Raw genomic sequence first — 16,271 nt, forward strand, 5'->3', positions numbered from 1 at the left:
CCCTAGGGCTTGACCGACAGGTAATAGCGTCGGGCGCCCTGGTGCAGGGCCAGCGGATCGGTGAACACCGCCGTCCGCAGGTCCACCCGCTGCGCGGCATGCACCTGGCGTCCGATGCGGTCCCGGCTGTTGATGACGGTCCGGGTCATGTCGAACGTCAGCGCAGGATCCTCCCGGTCCGTCGTCACCAGCAGATTCGCCACCGCGATCGTCCTCACCGCCTGGCCGTTCTGCACCTTGGGATACGCATCGGCGGGCATCACCGCCGCCCGGTAGTAGCGAGTGGGCTCGCCCTGCGCATGCAGCGCCTCGCTCAGGTCACCGAGCTGCACCAGCCGTACCGGGAACCGCTGCGCCAGGTGCTGCACCGCGGTGGTCGGCAGCCCGCCCGACCAGAAGAACGCATCCAGCTTCCCCCGCTCCAGCAGCCCCGGCATCCGGTCGATGCCCACCCGTACCGGCTCGATGTCCCGGTCGAAATCCAGCCCCGCCGCCTTCAGCAGCCGGCGGGTGATCAGCTGGACGCCGGAGTTGTCCGACCCGACCCCCACCCGCAGCCGCCGCAGCCCCTTGGCGGAGCGGACGGCGGACTTCTTCGGCACCACCAGCTGCATGTAGTCGTCGTACAGCCGCGCACAGGCCCGCAGCCGGTCCGCACCCGCCTCGCCCCGGGTCTGGTACGTCGAGACCGCGTCCGCCGTCGCGATGGTGAACTCCGCGCGCCCGCTGACCAGCTGACGCAGATTGTCGATGGACCCCTCGCTGCGCGACAGCCGCAGATCCACATCCGGCATGTCGTTCGCCAGATCCTGCTTCAGCAGCTCCCCGTAGCGCGCATACACCCCCGTCGGCACCCCCGTGGCCAGCGTCACCCGCCCGGCCGGCGCGCGCTCGCCGCGCATCGACAGCAGCCCCCACGCCACCAGCGCGAGCGCGATCAGCGCGGCGGTCGCCACCTGGAGTGCCCGGCGGCCGCTTATTCGGGGAAGTGCTGTGACCATGGGCGGGATCCTGCCAGCACCGGGCCGCCAAGGGGAGGGCAGATACCCAACCGTGCTATTGCAGGGCCTCGCGCAGCCGTTCCAGCAGGGCCCTGGCGGCGGGGGTGGCGGGCCCGTCCGTCCGCCAGACCAGCGCGATCCGGCCACGTGGCGCCGGCCGCCCATTGATCGGCAGCGTCCGCAGCCCGTACGTCCGTGCCGCCTCGGCCGGCAGCGCGGGCACCACCGCCACCCCCAGACCCCGGGCGGCGAGCTGCGCCAGCAGATGCGGCGAGGCGGCCTCGAAGGCGATACGGGGCCGGAAGCCGGCCGCCGCGCAGGTACGTTCGAGCACCCCGCGCAGACCGGTGCCGCGCGGCAGGCTGATCAGCGGGCGGTCGCGGAGCGCGGCCGGCGCGATCCCCGTACGGTCCGCGTGCGCCAGCAGCGGGTCGCCCGGCGCGACGGCGGCGACCAGAGGGACGTCGAGCACGACCTGCGCCGAGATGCCCGGCGGCGGCTCGTCGGCCAGCCCGATCAGCGCGATGTCCAGCTCACCGTCGCGCAGCGCCGTCAGCATCCGTTCCGAGTTGTCCTCGGTGAGGGCCATCTCGACACCGGGGTGGGCGTCATGGAAATCGGCCAGCAGGGAGGCCACCTCGAACCTGTCGGAGGCCGCCCCGGAGACCATCCCGATCGTGACCCGGCCGCGCAGCAGCCCCGTGAACTCGTCCACCGTCGCCCGCACACCCTCGACCGCGGCCAGCGCCGCCCGCGCATACGGCAGCACGGCCGCGCCCACCTCCGTCGGCGTCACCGATCCGCCGGACCGGTCCAGCAGCGGCTGCCCCAGCTCCCGCTCCAGCTGCCGGATCTGCGCGCTCACCCCGGGCTGCGCCAGATGCAGACGCGCGGCGGCACGGGTGAAATGTGCCTCTTCCACGACGGCGATGAAGTACTGCAACTGGCGGAGCTCCATAACCACGAATTCTAGGGACGAGCAGATCCATCTCTTGGACTTGTCGCCGTCCTGCCGACAGCCTGGTAGGACGGCCAGGTCAAGGCCCCGGTCACACCCGTGATCCCGGGCCCGGCCACGGCCCGGGGAGGAGATCGATCAATGGCCATCGCCATGGACATCAAGGCCGCCATAGCGGCCGAACGCCGGGAACTGGCGGACATGCTGGACGCCCTGCCGTCCGACGCCTGGGACGCGCCGACGCTGTGCGCCGGGTGGCGGGTACGGGAGGTCGCCGCCCATATGTCGATGGGCTTTCGCCACTCGTTCGGCCGGCAGGCCCGCGAACTGCTCAAGGCGCGCGGCAACCTCAACCGCATGACCGACCGTCTCGCCCGCAAGGACGCGGCCGCCGCCGCGCCACCGGAGCTCGCCGCCTTCCTCCGCGACAACGCGCACCACCCCTGGACGCCGCCGGTCGGCGGCCTCACCTCGGCGCTGGGGCACGACGTGGTCCACGGCCTGGACATCGCGGTCGCCCTGGGCCTGGACCGCCGCGTCCCCGACGACCGCCTGCGCACCGTCCTGGACGCGACCGGCCCCCGCTCCGCCAAGTTCTTCGGCGCCGACCTCACCGGCATCGCCCTGCACGCGGACGACCTCGACTGGTCCTTCGGCAGCGGCACACCCGTCCACGGCACCGCCCAGGACCTGGTGCTGGTCACCTTCGGCCGCAAGCTGCCACCGGGCCGCCTGCGGGGCGAGCACAGCGACCGGTTCGTCGCCGTCTGACGGCCCCGCTTCCGCTCCCCGTTTCTTCTCCCCGCTTCCGCGGAACGTCTCTCATCGTCACCTCGCTCCCGGTCCCCGCGTCCCGCTCACCGGGATGCGGACACGACCTAGGGCCCGGGAGGTCGCCGAAGGGAGCGGTTGCGATGGAGCGGACCACATGCTGTGTGGTGGGCGGCGGGCCCGCCGGGATGGTGCTCGCCCTGCTGCTGGCCCGTGCGGGCGTGGCGGTCACGGTCCTGGAGAAGCACAAGGACTTCCTCCGCGATTTCCGCGGCGACACCGTGCACCCCTCCACCCTGGCGCTGCTGGACGAGCTGGGGCTGACCGAGCGGTTCGCCCGGCTGCCCCAGCGGCGGGTGACGGCCGTCCAGCTGCCGCTCGGCAGGGACGGGACGCTGGTCACCGTCGGGGACATCGCCGCGCTGCGCGGCACGTTCAACTACATCGCGATGGTGCCGCAGTGGGACCTCCTCGACCTCCTGGTGGACGAGGCCCGGCGGGAGCCGTCCTTCTCCCTGCGGATGAGCACCGAGGCGACCTCCTTCCTGGTGGAGCGCACGGGGGTCCCCTCTGGCCGAGCAAAGCCGAGGGCTCCGGGGAGGGTCACGGGAGTGCGCTACCGCACCGCCGACGGCCGTAGCGGTGAACTGCGGGCCACCCTCACGGTGGCCTGCGACGGCCGGGGCTCGCTCGCCAGGTCGCTGCCCGAACTCGGACTGCGCAGCTTCACCTGCCCGATGGACGCCTGGTGGTTCCGGCTGCCGCGGCGCGACGGCGACCCGCGCGGGCTCGTGGGAGGCGCCGGGGACCGGCTCCTCGCCGCCATGATCGACCGCGGCGACTACTGGCAGTGCGCCGCGCTGATCCCCAAGGGCACCGACCCCGAGCGCCGCGCCGCCGGCCTCGAACCGTTCAGGGCCAACGTCCAGGCCGCCGCCCCCTGGCTCGGTGACCGGGTGCACGCCCTCCACTCCTGGGACGAGGTCAAGCTGCTCGACGTACGCCTCGACCGCCTCCGGCGCTGGCACCGGCCGGGGCTGCTGTGCATCGGCGACGCGGCACACGCGATGTCGCCGGTCTTCGGCATCGGCATCAACCTCGCCGTCGAGGACGCGGTGGCCGCCGCCCGGCATCTGGTAGGGCCGCTGCGCACGGGCGCCGTCGGCCTGCGGGACGTCCGCGGCATCCAGCGCCGCCGGTGGCCGACCGCGGCCCTGACCCAGGCATTGCAGCGGTTCGCCCATGCCCAGGTCATCGCACCCGTCCTGGCGGGCGAGGCCCCCTTCGGCCACCCCCGGCGGGCGCAGCGGATGGCCGAACGGCTCACCACCTCGCGATGGCTGAACCGGGTGCCGGCGTACTTCCTCGCCTATGGCGCCGTACGCGAACGCCCGCCGGCGGCGTCGGTGCGGTGAGCGGCCGTCCGGTCCGGTAGGCATCTGGCGGCGACCCCGTCGAGTGCGCATGCCAGGCCGAACTCGAACCGCTCCTCCGGGGTGGGGTCCTCGGCCTCGACCACCCGGCGGGCGAACTGCGGGTACCGGCCGCTCTCGACCACCTCGCGTATGTAGGGACCCACCCCGGCCCGTCCGGCGCTCGGCGCGAACTCCCTGCGCCGGCACGACATCGCGCTCTCCGCGGCCGCCGCACTCACCCCGGACATCACCCTGGCCTTGGGCGTCGTCGACACGGTCATGGCGTACGTCTTCGGCACGGTCACCCAGGAGCTGGCCGAGCTCCAGGCGCAACGGCCCCCGGCTCCCGCCTCCCGCACCTGTGGGTCGAGCAGAACGGCCCGGGGACGCCCCCTCCCAGCGGTAGCGGAGGGAGGGTCTCCACGCTCGACCTGATCCGCTCCCGGTTCACGCTCCTGACCGGCTCCGGTGGCGACCCGTGGATCGAGGCGGCACGGGAGACGGCGGGCCGCCTCGGAGTGGAACTCATCGCGCACAAGATCGCTCCTGAGGCCGGCGTGACCGATCCGGAGGGACGCTGGCCGGAGATCGCCGGCCTCACCGAGGACGGCGCACTGCTGGTGCGCCCCGATCAGTTCGTCGCCTGGCGGACGGCCACCCGGTCCGACCACCCGGCCGATGACCTCATACGCGCCCTCACCCCGCTGCTCGCCGGCGGACCGCGCTGAAGTAGTTGCGCCGGGGCTGCACGTTGCGCACGCGGGCGGTCGTCCACGACCGGACGACCCACAGCGGGCATCGCCCGGCCCGGCGGCCGGGCCCCGGCCGCCGGGGGATGAGTGCTTCCCCGGCGGCCCTTTAACCTTGAGGGATGACCAGCAGCAGCGACCGGAGCCATGACGTGCGTTCTCCCAAGACCTACTCGATCCGCACCTACGGGTGCCAGATGAACGTCCATGACTCCGAGCGGTTGTCCGGCCTCCTGGAGGGCGCCGGATACGTCCGGGCGCCCAAGGACGCCGACGGCGCCGACGTGGTCGTCTTCAACACCTGCGCGGTGCGCGAGAACGCCGACAACCGGCTCTACGGCAACCTGGGGCAGCTCGCTCCCCAGAAGGCCGCCCGCCCCGGCATGCAGATCGCGGTCGGCGGGTGTCTGGCCCAGAAGGACCGGGACACCATCGTCAAGAAGGCCCCCTGGGTCGATGTGGTCTTCGGCACGCACAACATCGGCAAGCTGCCGGTCCTCCTGGAGCGCGCCCGTATCCAGGAGGAGGCGCAGGTCGAGATCGCCGAGTCGCTGGAGGCGTTCCCCTCGACGCTGCCGACCCGCCGCGAGAGCGCGTATGCCGCGTGGGTCTCGATCTCCGTCGGCTGCAACAACACCTGCACCTTCTGCATCGTGCCCGCGCTGCGCGGCAAGGAGAAGGACCGCCGGCCGGGCGACATCCTCGCCGAGGTCGAGGCGCTGGTCGCCGAGGGCGTCAGCGAGATCACCCTGCTCGGCCAGAACGTCAACGCGTACGGCTCGGACATCGGCGACCGCGAGGCGTTCAGCAAGCTGCTGCGGGCCTGCGGCAAGGTCGACGGGCTGGAGCGCGTCCGGTTCACGTCCCCGCACCCGCGCGACTTCACCGACGACGTCATCGCCGCCATGGCCGAGACGCCCAACGTCATGCCGCAGCTGCACATGCCGCTGCAGTCCGGCTCCGACCGCGTCCTGAAGGCCATGCGCCGCTCGTACCGCCAGGACCGCTTCCTCGGCATCATCGAGAAGGTGCGCGCCGCGATGCCGGACGCCGCGATCTCCACGGACATCATCGTCGGCTTCCCCGGCGAGACCGAGGAGGACTTCGAGCAGACCCTGCACACCGTCCGCGAGTCCCGTTTCGCCCAGGCCTTCACCTTCCAGTACTCCAAGCGCCCCGGCACCCCCGCGGCCGACATGGCGGACCAGATCCCCAAGGCGGTCGTCCAGGAGCGCTACGAGCGGCTGGTCGCCCTCCAGGAAGAGATCTCCTGGGAGGAGAACAAGAAGCAGGTCGGGCGCACGCTCGAGGTGATGGTCGCCGAGGGCGAGGGCCGTAAGGACGACGCGACGCACCGGCTCTCCGGCCGCGCCCCCGACAACCGCCTGGTCCACTTCACCCGCCCCGACGAATCGCTCCGCCCCGGCACCGCGCTCGACGGCGGGCCCGTTCTGCGCCCCGGCGACATGGCGACCGTGGACATCACCTACGCCGCCCCGCACCACCTCCTCGCCGAGGGGCCGACCCGGACGGTACGGCGCACCCGCGCCGGCGACGCCTGGGAGAAGCGCAACGCCGCCCCGGCCGAGAAGCCCAAGGGCGTTCTCCTCGGCCTGCCCACGATCGGCGCCCCGGCGCCCGCACCGGCTCCGTCGGCGGGCTGCGGCTGCGACTGAGCCGCGGTTCCGGAGCGGCCCGCCGAATCGGCAGCCACGGCGCGGCGCCCCGGACCCGGGGCGTTACGCTGCGTGGCATGCTCGTAGCCGCCGCCATCTGCCCCTGCCCGCCGCTCCTCGTACCGGAGGTCGCCGCCGGCGCCGCGCCCGAGCTGGACGCGCTGCGGGCCGCCTGCCTCGACGCGGTCGGCGTGCTGGCCGCCGCGCGCCCCGACCGGCTGGTCGTCCTCGGCCCGGCCGAGCAGGCGGGGCGCGGCCCGCACCCGCAGGGCGCCATCGGCTCGTTCCGCGGCTTCGGGGTGGACTTCCAGGTGCCGCTGGGCGCGGCCGAGGGCGCCGTCGACCGGGAACTCCCGCCGTCGCTGGCCGTCGGCGCCTGGCTGCTCTCGCGCGCGGACTGGGACGACGCCCCCGTCGAAGGCCTGGGCATAGGAGAACCGCTGACCCGCGACCGCTGCCTGCCGGTGGGCCGCGAGATCGCCGCCTCCGCCCCCCGGGTCGCCCTCCTGGTGATGGGCGACGGCAGCGCCCGCCGCACGGTGAAGGCGCCGGGGTACTTCGACGAGCGGGCCGAGGCGTTCGACGCCGCTGCGGCCCGCGCCCTGGGCGCCGCCGACACCGCCGCGCTCACCGAGTTCGACGAGGAGCTCGCCTTCGACCTCCAGGCGTCCGGCCGCGCCTGCTGGCAGGTGCTGGCGGGCGCCGCCCAGGGCGCGGGCCTGCAGGGCGAACTCCTCCGCGAGGAAGCGCCGTACGGCGTCGGCTACTTCGTGGCGAGCTGGTCCTAGCCCGACCGCAGCGAGCGACGGCCGCGGGGTGTCCGCCCCGCGGCCGTCGCCGTGTCACGGCTCGGCGGCCCGGCCGGCCCCTGCGCCGCCGCCGACTGCCGCGCTACTTGCGGGCACCGTCCGCGGCGTCGCTGTCGACCGCCGCGTCCGTGGACTGCTGACGCGGGATCCCGGGGCCCTCGGCGGCTTCCGCGCCGGAATCCCCCTGCGGGGCCCGCGCGCCGTCCGCGATGTCGGCCGGCGACCCGGCCGGCTGCTCCTCCGGCGCCCGCTCGGTGCCGGTCTCCGCCGCCTGGCTCACCTCCGCCTCCGCGGCCGGTTCCGCCCGCTCCACGGAGGGGGCCGCCGATCCCGCCGCCTCGGGCTCCGAGGATCCTTGACGCCGACGAAACCGCGAAAACAGGCTCATAACCGCTCCTACCATGCCAATGCCGTACTCATATGGGTGAAATCCCTCCTCGCTCGGAGCGCCCTGTTGCGCCGCCCGCGACCGCCGGTTGTGCGCCGGCTCTCGGGACCTCGAACAGGCAACGAAGCCATGCGTGACCCGTCACGTCGCTCATTCGGGACCGGGGCGTGATGTTTGCGAGACTGACGGGGTGAACACCGCCGTTCCCGCTCCGCGGGTCATCGCCGTCGTCGGTCCCACCGCGGCCGGAAAGTCCGATCTGGGCGTCGCGCTCGCCCGCCACCTGGGCGGCGAGGTCATCAACGCCGACTCCATGCAGCTCTACCGCGGCATGGACATCGGCACCGCCAAACTCACGCCCGAGGAGCAGCAGGGCGTCCCGCACCGCCTCCTGGACATCTGGGACGTCACCCGCGCGGCCAGCGTCGCCGAGTACCAGCGGCTGGCCCGCGCCGAGATCGACCGGCTGCTCGCCGAGGGGCGCACGCCGGTGCTCGTCGGCGGCTCCGGCCTGTACGTACGCGGCGCCATCGACGCCCTGGACTTCCCCGGTACGGACCCCGAGGTGCGCGCCCGCCTGGAGGCCGAGCTCGCCGAACACGGCAGCGGCGCCCTGCACACCCGGCTCGCCGCCGCCGACCCGGAGGCCGGCCGCGCCATCCTGGCGAGCAACGGCCGCCGCATCGTGCGCGCCCTGGAGGTCATCGAGATCACCGGCCGCCCCTTCACCGCCAACCTCCCCGGCCACGAAGCGGTCTACGACACCCTCCAGATCGGCGTCGACGTCGAGCGTCCCGAACTCGACGAGCGGATCGCGCGCCGGGTCGACCGGATGTGGGACGCCGGCCTGGTGGACGAGGTGCGCGGCCTGGAGCGCGAGGGGCTGCGCGAGGGCCGTACGGCCTCCCGGGCGCTCGGCTATCAGCAGGTGCTCGCCCAGCTGGCGGGGGAGTGCACCGAGCAGGAGGCGCGCGAGGAAACGGTGCGCGCCACCAAGCGCTTCGCGCGCCGTCAGGATTCCTGGTTCCGCCGGGACCCGCGGGTCCACTGGCTCAGCGGCGCCGCCGACCGCCGCGCGGAGCTGCCGCGGCTCGCCCTGGCCTTGCTCGAACGACCGGTCACAGCCTGATCACGTCATGGCATCGGGACGCTCCGGCCGTCATCCGGGCCCTTGAGGGCGTGTCATCATCGACCTTCGATCGAGGCGTGCAGTCTGCAGTGGGGAGGGCGCGTGGCAATGGAGGCCGGCCCTCGCAACAGAGCCCAGGAAACGGACCACGGCGACGCCGACGCGACGCCCGACACCCTGCCGCTGGCCCAGGACGGGCCGGACGCGCACGACATCCTGGCCGCCGCCGCCGCTGACGCCCGGCTCGCCGAGCCCGGCGCCCTGGACGACTCGGGCGCCCTGGACGACTCGGACGGCCCGGACGCCGGCACCGACGCTCCCGCCGAGGGCGGCGAGTCCTTCCGGGAGCTGCGCCCGCCCCGCCGGCTGCGCCTGTGGCAGCTCGCGCCGATCGTGGTGCTCGCCTCCGTCGGCTCCCTGATGTTCGGCTTCCCGCTCGCCTTCGAGTTCGGCGGCGACGGTGGCGCGGTGATAGCGATGCTCGGCCTGCTGCTGTGCTGCTGCGCCGCGGGCTGGGGCATGATGGCCGCCCGCCGCGCCGGTCACACCTGGCCGGGACTGCCGCCGCGCGGATCGGGCCGCTGGGCCCGCTGGCACGTCGTCCTCGGCTACGCCGCGGTGGTGGCCGTCCTGGCCGCGCTCGCCATCTGGCGAGTGGCCCGGCTGCGCTGACCCGCCGGCACCCGGTCCGCACCCCGTACGCGTCGCCCGCCCCGTCCGCCCGTACGATTCAAGGGTGACCACGCAGCGCATCGCCTTCCTCAAGGGCCACGGCACCGAGAACGACTTCGTGATCGTTCCCGACCCCGAGGGCCGCCTCGACCTGTCCGCGACCGCGGTCGCCCGGATCTGCGACCGGCGGGCCGGACTCGGCGGCGACGGCGTGCTGCATGTCGTACGCTCCGCCGCGCACCCCGAGGCGCGCGACCAGGCGGACGAGGCCGAGTGGTTCATGGACTACCGCAACGGCGACGGCTCCATCGCCGAGATGTGCGGCAACGGCGTGCGCGTCTTCGCGCGCTATCTGCTGCACGCCGGCCTCGTCGAGGCGGGCGATCTCGCCATCGCCACCCGCGCCGGAGTGCGCCGCGTCCACGTCGCCAAGAGCGGCGATGTCACGGCCTCCATGGGCCGTGCCGAACTCCCCGAGGAGAGCGTCACGGTCACCCTGGACGGCCGCAGCTGGCCGGCCCGTAACGTGAACATGGGCAATCCGCACGCGGTCGCCTTCGTCGAGGACCTGGCGCATGCCGGGGACCTGCGGGCCGTACCGCCGTTCAGCCCAGCGGCGGTTTATCCCGACGGCGTGAACATCGAGTTCGTCGCCGACCGCGGGCCGCGGCATGTGGCGATGCGGGTGCACGAGCGCGGCTCGGGCGAGACCCGCTCCTGCGGCACCGGCGCCTGCGCGGTCGCGGTCGCCACCGCCCGCCGGGACGGCACCGACCCCGCCGAGACCGGACTGCCCGTCACCTACACCGTCGACGTCCTCGGCGGCAGCCTCTCGATCACCGAGCTGCCCGACGGCACCGTCGAGATGACCGGACCGGCCGTGATCGTCGCCGAGGGCACCTTCGACCCGGCCTGGCTGACCACGGCGCTTGCCTGACGGGCACGCTTTCGTCCCCGGATTCGCTCGAATGGGTGGTCCGTTTCACGCTGAGCGAGAGACGGACTGCGGTGCGTGATGGGCTCGGTAGCATCAAGCACCGGCCCGGGCGTGCCGAGTGATCCGAGTGATCAGAGGAAGGGCGCCCACTGCCGGTCGACGCTGCCGGAGGTGCCCATGAGCGCAGAGGCCACTAACCCTGGTAACGCTGAGGCAGTGGGCCGCAGGCGCGGCCGCCCCCGGCTCGATGTCCAGGGACTGCGGCGGATCGGGCGCGCCGCGCTGCTCGGCGCGGCCCCTCGCGACGGCCTCCCCGACGCCCTGGAACACGTCGCCAAGGTGCACCGCCGCCACCACCCCGATGCCGGCCTGGACATCCTGAGCAAGGCATATGTGCTGGCCGAGTCCTCGCACCGCGGCCAGATGCGCAAGAGCGGCGAGCCGTACATCACCCACCCCCTGGCGGTCACCCTCATCCTCGCCGAGCTCGGCGCGGAGACCACGACCCTGACCGCCTCCCTCCTCCACGACACCGTCGAGGACACGGAGGTGACCCTCGATCAGGTGCGGGCGCAGTTCGGCGACGAGGTCTGCTACCTGGTCGACGGGGTGACGAAGCTGGAAAAGGTCGACTACGGCGCGGCCGCCGAGCCGGAGACCTTCCGCAAGATGCTGGTCGCCACCGGCAACGACGTCCGGGTGATGTCGATCAAGCTCGCCGACCGGCTGCACAACATGCGCACCCTCGGCGTGATGCGCCCCGAGAAGCAGGCCCGGATCGCCAAGGTCACCCGCGACGTCCTGATCCCGCTCGCCGAACGCCTCGGCGTCCAGGCGCTGAAGACCGAGCTGGAGGACCTGGTCTTCGCCATCCTGCACCCGGAGGAGTACGCCGCCACCCGCAGCCTGGTCAGCGAACACGCCGGCCGCCCCGACCCGCTCGCCGTCCTCGCCGCGCGGGTCCGTACGACCCTGGACGAGGCCAAGATCCAGGCCGAAGTCCTGGTGCGGCCGCGGCACTTCGTCTCCGTGCACCGCGTCCGGATGGCCCGCGGCGAGATGACCGGCGCGGACCTGGGGCGGCTGCTGGTCCTGGTCGCCGAGGACGCCGACTGCTACGCGGTCCTCGGCGAGCTGCACACCTGCTTCACCCCGGTCGTCTCCGAGTTCCAGGACTTCATCGCCGCGCCGAAGTTCAACCTCTACCAGTCGCTGCACACCGCCGTCACCGGCGAATCGGGGGAGATCGCCGAGACGCTGATCCGTACGCACCAGATGCACCGGGTCGCCGAGGCCGGGGTGATCGCACTGGGCAATCCGTACGCCGCGACCGACGGCCCGGACGCCCCGGACGGCGAGCGGGCCGACCCCACCCGCCCCGGGTGGCTCTCGCGCCTCTTGGAGTGGCAGCGCACCACACCCGACCCGGACACGTTCTGGAGCTCGCTGCGCGACGACCTGGCACAGGATCTGGAGATCACGGTCTTCTGCGCGGGCGGCCCGGCCAACGGCCCCGCGGACGGCTCCCTCCGCCTGCCCGCCGGCGCGAGCTGTGTGGACGCCGCCTACGCCCGGCACGGCGAGGCGGCGCACTGCTGTCTCGGCGCCCGGGTCAACGGCCGCCTCGCCACCCTCGCTACCGTCCTGCGCGACGGCGACACCCTGCACCTCCTGATGGCCCCCGACTCCGCCACCGGCCCCGCACCCGAGTGGCTCGACCACGCCCGCACCCCCGCCGCCCGGCTCGCCATCTCCCGCTGGCTGTCGCGGCCCACCGGGGACGACGCAGGCGACCCGCCCCCTGTGTCCCCCAGGACGGCCCCCGCCGCCCCCGGCCACGCCCCCGGGCCCGGCGATACGGCCGCGATCACCCCCGCCGCCGTGCTGGCCGTCGCCGACCTGCCCGGCGCCTCCGTACGGCTGGCGGGCTGCTGCACGCCGGTGCCGCCGGACAACGTCACCGGCTTCGCCGTACGGGGCGGCATGGTCACCGTGCACCGCGCCCTGTGCCCCGTCGTGGCACGGATGGCCGCCGGCGGCCGGCAGCCGGTGGGGGTGCGCTGGCGGCGCGCGGGCAAGGCGGGCCACGGCTGCCGGGTGACCCTCCTGGCCGAGGCGTTCAGCCGCCCGCACCTGCTGGCCGACCTCACCGAAGCGATCGCCGCCCAGGGCGTCGCCGTGGTGTCCGCGGCCGTCGAACCCCCGCATGAGCAGCGGGTACGGCACACGTACACGCTGCATCTGCCGAACGCCGCCGGGCTGCCCTCCCTGATGCGCGCAATGCGTGAAGTCCCGGGCGTCTTCGACGTGTTGCGCGCGGGCCGGGCCAGGCCGACCGCGGCCCTACGCCCCTGATCGCACCGCCGCACCCGGGCGTAAGCCGGACGCCCGAACCACCGCCCTTTCGGGTGCCGTATTGCCGTGCCATCCGCGGGCCGGGGAGCCGCGCTGATAGCCGTAGCCCATGTCGCTTCCCTCGCGTCAACCGTCCCCCGACCCCTACCGTCCCGCCGTTCCCGCTCCCGCGCCCCGCCGCTCGCGCCGGTGGCTCCGGTCCCGGGCCGGCCGGCGGGCCACCGCCCTCTCGCTGGCCGCCGTCGCCCTCCTCGGCGCGGCCCCGCCCGCCGGCTCCCCCGGTGCGCGCGGCATCGGCGACCGCCTGTTCCCCAACCTCGGCAACCCCGGCTACGACGTCACGTCCTACCACGTCGACCTGGACTACTCCGGCCACAACGACCGCCCACTGAACGCCGTCACCGAGCTCACCGCCCGTGCCACCGAGGCACTCGACGAGCTCAACCTCGACTTCGCCCGCGGCACGGTCCAGTCTGTGGAGGTCAACGGCCGGCCCGCCCGCCATCAGCAGCACGGCGAGGACCTGGTGATCACCCCGTCCGCCGGCGTCTCCCCCGGAGAGCAGCTGAAGATCGTCGTACGGCACACCAGCGACCCGCGCGGCAGCGGCGACGGCGGCTGGATCCGCACCAGTGACGGGCTGGCGATGGCCAACCAGGCCGACGCCGCACACCGCGTCTTCCCCTGCAACGACCACCCTTCCGACAAGGCGTACTTCACCTTCCGGATCACCGCCCCCCAGGACGTGACGGCCGTCGCCAACGGAGAGCCCTACGGCCAGAGCGAGCGCGGCCCGCGCCGCGTCTGGACGTACCGCACCGCCCACCCGATGGCCACCGAGCTGGCGCAGGTCTCCCTCGGCCACTCCACCGTGCTGCGGGCCGAGGGACCGCACGGCCTGCCCGTACGGAACGTCGTACCCACCGCCCACCGCGCCGAGCTCGCCCGCTGGGCGGCCAAGACCCCCGGCCAGCTGGCCTGGATGGAAAGCAAGATCGGCCCGTTCCCCTTCGAGAACTACGGGGTGCTGATCGCGGACGCCCGCACCGGCTTCGAGCTGGAGACCCAGACCCTCTCGCTCTTCGAGAAGGGCCTGTTCACCGGCCGGCTGCCCGACTGGTACATCGAGTCCGTCATGGTGCACGAGCTGTCGCACCAGTGGTTCGGCGACAGCGTCAGCCCGCACCGCTGGTCCGACGTCTGGCTCAACGAGGCCCACGCCACCTGGTACGAGGCGCTCTACGCCCAGGAGAAGGGCGGCGCCTCCGCCTCCCTCGACACCCGGATGCAGCGCGCCTACCAGCAGTCGGACGGCTGGCGCGCCGACGGCGGCCCGCCCGCCGAGCCCAAGGCCGCCCAGCCCGGCCAGAAGATCAGCATCTTCCGGCCGTCCATCTACGACGGCGGCGCACTGGTCCTCTACGCCCTGCGGGACAAGATCGGCCCCGAAGCCTTCGACCGCCTCGAACGCACCTGGGTCACCCGCCACCACGACGGCGTCGCCGGCACCGCCGACTTCGTCCGGCTGGCCTCCGAGATCTCCGGCCAGGACCTGACCGGCTTCTTCCAGGGCTGGCTCTACGGCGCGAAGACCCCATCGATGCCGGGCCACCCGCAGTGGCGGGCCAAACAGCCCCACTGACCCGGCGAGGGCCCGCCCCGTGGGCCGTCCGAGGCACAGCGGGCCCCGCCGCCGGAAAACGCCGGAAACCCGGGTGACGGGCCGTAACGGGCCGTGCGACCATCTTCGGGTCGACGACGCCGACGGCCGGCCGGGAATCTCCCGGGAGGCCGGGACGTTGTGCTTGTCGAAAGCCGCAGTACCAGCGACGACAGCCCCAGCGGGACCGCCCGGTCCCCGACGGGACTTCCCAACGACACAAAGGATCAAATGACCTCCTCTTCTTCCCTTCCGCAGGACCGGCAGCGCCTCCCGGAGAGCCTTCGGGCCGACGCCCTGATGGAAGAGGACGTCGCCTGGAGCCACGAGATCGACGGGGAGCGCGACGGCGACCAGTACGACCGCTCGGCCCGTGCGGCGCTGCGCCGCGTCGCGGGTCTGTCCACCGAGCTCGAGGACATCACCGAGGTCGAGTACCGCCAGCTCCGGCTGGAACGGGTGGTGCTCGTCGGCGTATGGACCACGGGCACGGTGGGTGATGCGGAGAATTCGCTCGCCGAGCTCGCCGCGCTGGCGGAGACCGCAGGCGCCCTCGTGCTCGACGGCGTCATCCAGCGGCGCGACAAGCCCGACCCCGCCACGTACATCGGCTCGGGCAAGGCGCTGGAGCTGCGCGACATCGTGCTCGAATCCGGCGCGGATACCGTGGTGTGTGACGGTGAGCTCTCCCCGGGCCAGCTGATCCACCTCGAGGACGTCGTCAAGGTCAAGGTGGTCGACCGGACCGCCCTGATCCTCGACATCTTCGCCCAGCACGCCAAGTCGCGGGAGGGCAAGGCGCAGGTCTCGCTGGCGCAGATGCAGTACATGCTCCCCAGGCTCCGCGGCTGGGGCCAGTCGCTGTCCCGTCAGATGGGTGGCGGTGGCTCCGGTTCCTCGGGCGGCGGTATGGCCACCCGTGGTCCCGGTGAGACCAAGATCGAGACGGACCGGCGGCGGATCCGCGAGCGCATGGCGAAGATGCGCCGCGAGATCGCGGAGATGAAGACCGGCCGGGACATCAAGCGCCAGGAACGCCGGCGCAACAAGATCCCCTCGGTCGCCATCGCCGGCTACACCAACGCCGGCAAGTCCTCCCTGCTCAACCGCCTCACCGGCGCCGGCGTGCTGGTGGAGAACGCCCTGTTCGCCACCCTGGACCCGACCGTCCGGCGGGCCGAGACGCCCAGCGGGCGGCTCTACACCCTCGCCGACACCGTCGGTTTCGTCCGGCATCTGCCGCACCACCTCGTCGAGGCGTTCCGCTCCACGATGGAGGAGGTCGGCGACTCCGATCTCATCCTCCATGTGGTCGACGGCGCGCATCCGGTGCCGGAGGAGCAGCTGGCCGCCGTACGCGAGGTGATCCGCGAGGTGGGCGCGACGGACGTGCCCGAGATCGTGGTCATCAACAAGGCGGACACCGCCGATCCGCTCGTGCTGCAGCGACTGCTGCGCAACGAGAAGCACGCCATCGCGGTCTCGGCCCGTACGGGCCAGGGCATGGCGGAGCTGCTGACCCTGCTCGACGAGGAACTGCCCCGGCCGCAGGTCGAGATCGAGGCGCTGGTGCCCTACACCCAGGGCGCCCTGGTCTCGCGGGCGCACGCCGAGGGCGAGGTCATCTCCGAGGAGCACACCGCGGACGGCACGGTCCTCAAGGCCCGGGTACACGCGGAGCTGGCCGCGGAGTTCCAGCCGTTCGTGCCGGCCGCATAACCCGCAGGACGCATACGGACGAAGGCCCGCCC

At 73.3% G+C, this 16,271-nt stretch carries 14 protein-coding genes and 1 pseudogene; 11 read left to right on the forward strand and 4 right to left on the reverse strand.

Going from position 1 to position 16,271, the window contains the following annotated elements; translation table 11 throughout:
* Positions 1-2 precede the first annotated feature (2 nt).
* Together ACIRPT_RS31415 and ACIRPT_RS31420 are read right to left on the reverse strand one after the other, a co-directional pair.
* The gene (locus ACIRPT_RS31415) at positions 3-1,001 is read right to left on the reverse strand and encodes a TAXI family TRAP transporter solute-binding subunit (protein ID WP_403833247.1); all 999 of its coding nucleotides are present in this window, start codon (positions 999-1,001) and stop codon (positions 3-5) included.
* A 55-nt stretch (positions 1,002-1,056) separates the two neighbouring features.
* On the reverse strand, positions 1,057-1,959 hold the full coding sequence (locus ACIRPT_RS31420) for a LysR family transcriptional regulator (RefSeq protein WP_403833250.1): 903 nt from the start codon (positions 1,957-1,959) through the stop codon (positions 1,057-1,059).
* A gap of 141 nt (positions 1,960-2,100) precedes the next feature.
* Here ACIRPT_RS31420 and ACIRPT_RS31425 point away from each other — a divergent pair, with 141 nt between their 5' ends.
* Positions 2,101-2,730, forward strand: coding sequence for a maleylpyruvate isomerase family mycothiol-dependent enzyme (locus ACIRPT_RS31425; protein WP_403833252.1), 630 nt, complete (start codon positions 2,101-2,103; stop codon positions 2,728-2,730).
* A gap of 143 nt (positions 2,731-2,873) precedes the next feature.
* Positions 2,874-4,145 carry an FAD-dependent oxidoreductase gene (locus ACIRPT_RS31430; RefSeq protein WP_403833254.1) on the forward strand — a complete coding sequence of 424 codons (1,272 nt, stop codon included), beginning with the start codon at positions 2,874-2,876 and terminating at the stop codon, positions 4,143-4,145.
* Here the strand turns inward: ACIRPT_RS31430 and ACIRPT_RS31435 are convergent.
* On the reverse strand, positions 4,100-4,426 hold the full coding sequence (locus ACIRPT_RS31435; RefSeq protein ID WP_403833256.1) for a TetR/AcrR family transcriptional regulator C-terminal domain-containing protein: 327 nt from the start codon (positions 4,424-4,426) through the stop codon (positions 4,100-4,102). The two genes, ACIRPT_RS31430 and ACIRPT_RS31435, sit on opposite strands and share 46 nt — an antisense overlap.
* Before the next feature lie 63 nt (positions 4,427-4,489).
* Here ACIRPT_RS31435 and ACIRPT_RS31440 point away from each other — a divergent pair.
* The 3 genes and pseudogenes from ACIRPT_RS31440 to ACIRPT_RS31450 all read left to right on the forward strand — a co-directional run.
* Positions 4,490-4,873, forward strand: a pseudogene (locus ACIRPT_RS31440) (monooxygenase); the annotation flags it as partial.
* A gap of 143 nt (positions 4,874-5,016) precedes the next feature.
* Complete coding sequence (gene miaB / locus ACIRPT_RS31445) at positions 5,017-6,570, forward strand: tRNA (N6-isopentenyl adenosine(37)-C2)-methylthiotransferase MiaB (RefSeq protein WP_403833259.1); 1,554 nt, start codon at positions 5,017-5,019, stop codon at positions 6,568-6,570.
* Positions 6,571-6,647: 77 nt separating this feature from the next.
* Positions 6,648-7,358: a class III extradiol dioxygenase subunit B-like domain-containing protein gene (locus ACIRPT_RS31450; RefSeq protein WP_403833261.1), complete on the forward strand. Its 711-nt coding sequence runs from the start codon at positions 6,648-6,650 to the stop codon at positions 7,356-7,358.
* A 103-nt stretch (positions 7,359-7,461) separates the two neighbouring features.
* Here ACIRPT_RS31450 and ACIRPT_RS31455 read toward each other — a convergent pair whose 3' ends face one another.
* Positions 7,462-7,767, reverse strand: coding sequence for a hypothetical protein (locus ACIRPT_RS31455; RefSeq protein WP_403833263.1), 306 nt, complete (start codon positions 7,765-7,767; stop codon positions 7,462-7,464).
* A 190-nt stretch (positions 7,768-7,957) separates the two neighbouring features.
* Here ACIRPT_RS31455 and miaA point away from each other — a divergent pair, with 190 nt between their 5' ends.
* From miaA to hflX, 6 genes are all read left to right on the forward strand, one after another.
* Positions 7,958-8,896 carry a tRNA (adenosine(37)-N6)-dimethylallyltransferase MiaA gene (miaA, locus tag ACIRPT_RS31460; RefSeq protein ID WP_403833265.1) on the forward strand — a complete coding sequence of 313 codons (939 nt, stop codon included), beginning with the start codon at positions 7,958-7,960 and terminating at the stop codon, positions 8,894-8,896.
* A gap of 108 nt (positions 8,897-9,004) precedes the next feature.
* Positions 9,005-9,568: a hypothetical protein gene (locus ACIRPT_RS31465; protein WP_403833494.1), complete on the forward strand. Its 564-nt coding sequence runs from the start codon at positions 9,005-9,007 to the stop codon at positions 9,566-9,568.
* Positions 9,569-9,632: 64 nt separating this feature from the next.
* Positions 9,633-10,505 carry a diaminopimelate epimerase gene (gene dapF / locus ACIRPT_RS31470; RefSeq protein ID WP_403833267.1) on the forward strand — a complete coding sequence of 291 codons (873 nt, stop codon included), beginning with the start codon at positions 9,633-9,635 and terminating at the stop codon, positions 10,503-10,505.
* A gap of 177 nt (positions 10,506-10,682) precedes the next feature.
* Positions 10,683-12,860 (forward strand): RelA/SpoT family protein, encoded by a 2,178-nt coding sequence (locus ACIRPT_RS31475; RefSeq protein WP_403833269.1) that lies wholly within the window; start codon positions 10,683-10,685, stop codon positions 12,858-12,860.
* A gap of 109 nt (positions 12,861-12,969) precedes the next feature.
* Positions 12,970-14,502: a M1 family metallopeptidase gene (locus tag ACIRPT_RS31480; RefSeq protein ID WP_403833271.1), complete on the forward strand. Its 1,533-nt coding sequence runs from the start codon at positions 12,970-12,972 to the stop codon at positions 14,500-14,502.
* A gap of 249 nt (positions 14,503-14,751) precedes the next feature.
* On the forward strand, positions 14,752-16,239 hold the full coding sequence (gene hflX, locus ACIRPT_RS31485; RefSeq protein WP_403833273.1) for a GTPase HflX: 1,488 nt from the start codon (positions 14,752-14,754) through the stop codon (positions 16,237-16,239).
* Positions 16,240-16,271: the final 32 nt, after the last annotated feature.

It is taken from the genome of Streptomyces sp. NPDC101227 (assembly GCF_044767545.1).
GTDB lineage: Bacteria > Actinomycetota > Actinomycetes > Streptomycetales > Streptomycetaceae > Streptomyces.

What these genes read in the sequence shown, in the direction of transcription:
- ACIRPT_RS31415 (WP_403833247.1), bottom strand. Translation starts at nt 1,001, where the DNA reads ATGGTCACAGCACTTCCCCGAATAAGCGGCCGCCGGGCACTCCAGGTG.
- ACIRPT_RS31425 (WP_403833252.1), top strand. Translation starts at nt 2,101, where the DNA reads ATGGCCATCGCCATGGACATCAAGGCCGCCATAGCGGCCGAACGCCGG.
- ACIRPT_RS31475 (WP_403833269.1), top strand. Translation starts at nt 10,683, where the DNA reads ATGAGCGCAGAGGCCACTAACCCTGGTAACGCTGAGGCAGTGGGCCGC.
- ACIRPT_RS31480 (WP_403833271.1), top strand. Translation starts at nt 12,970, where the DNA reads ATGTCGCTTCCCTCGCGTCAACCGTCCCCCGACCCCTACCGTCCCGCC.
- ACIRPT_RS31465 (WP_403833494.1), top strand. Translation starts at nt 9,005, where the DNA reads ATGGAGGCCGGCCCTCGCAACAGAGCCCAGGAAACGGACCACGGCGAC.
- miaB (WP_403833259.1), top strand. Translation starts at nt 5,017, where the DNA reads ATGACCAGCAGCAGCGACCGGAGCCATGACGTGCGTTCTCCCAAGACC.
- ACIRPT_RS31420 (WP_403833250.1), bottom strand. Translation starts at nt 1,959, where the DNA reads ATGGAGCTCCGCCAGTTGCAGTACTTCATCGCCGTCGTGGAAGAGGCA.
- hflX (WP_403833273.1), top strand. Translation starts at nt 14,752, where the DNA reads ATGACCTCCTCTTCTTCCCTTCCGCAGGACCGGCAGCGCCTCCCGGAG.
- ACIRPT_RS31430 (WP_403833254.1), top strand. Translation starts at nt 2,874, where the DNA reads ATGGAGCGGACCACATGCTGTGTGGTGGGCGGCGGGCCCGCCGGGATG.
- ACIRPT_RS31435 (WP_403833256.1), bottom strand. Translation starts at nt 4,426, where the DNA reads ATGACCGTGTCGACGACGCCCAAGGCCAGGGTGATGTCCGGGGTGAGT.
- ACIRPT_RS31455 (WP_403833263.1), bottom strand. Translation starts at nt 7,767, where the DNA reads ATGAGCCTGTTTTCGCGGTTTCGTCGGCGTCAAGGATCCTCGGAGCCC.
- ACIRPT_RS31450 (WP_403833261.1), top strand. Translation starts at nt 6,648, where the DNA reads ATGCTCGTAGCCGCCGCCATCTGCCCCTGCCCGCCGCTCCTCGTACCG.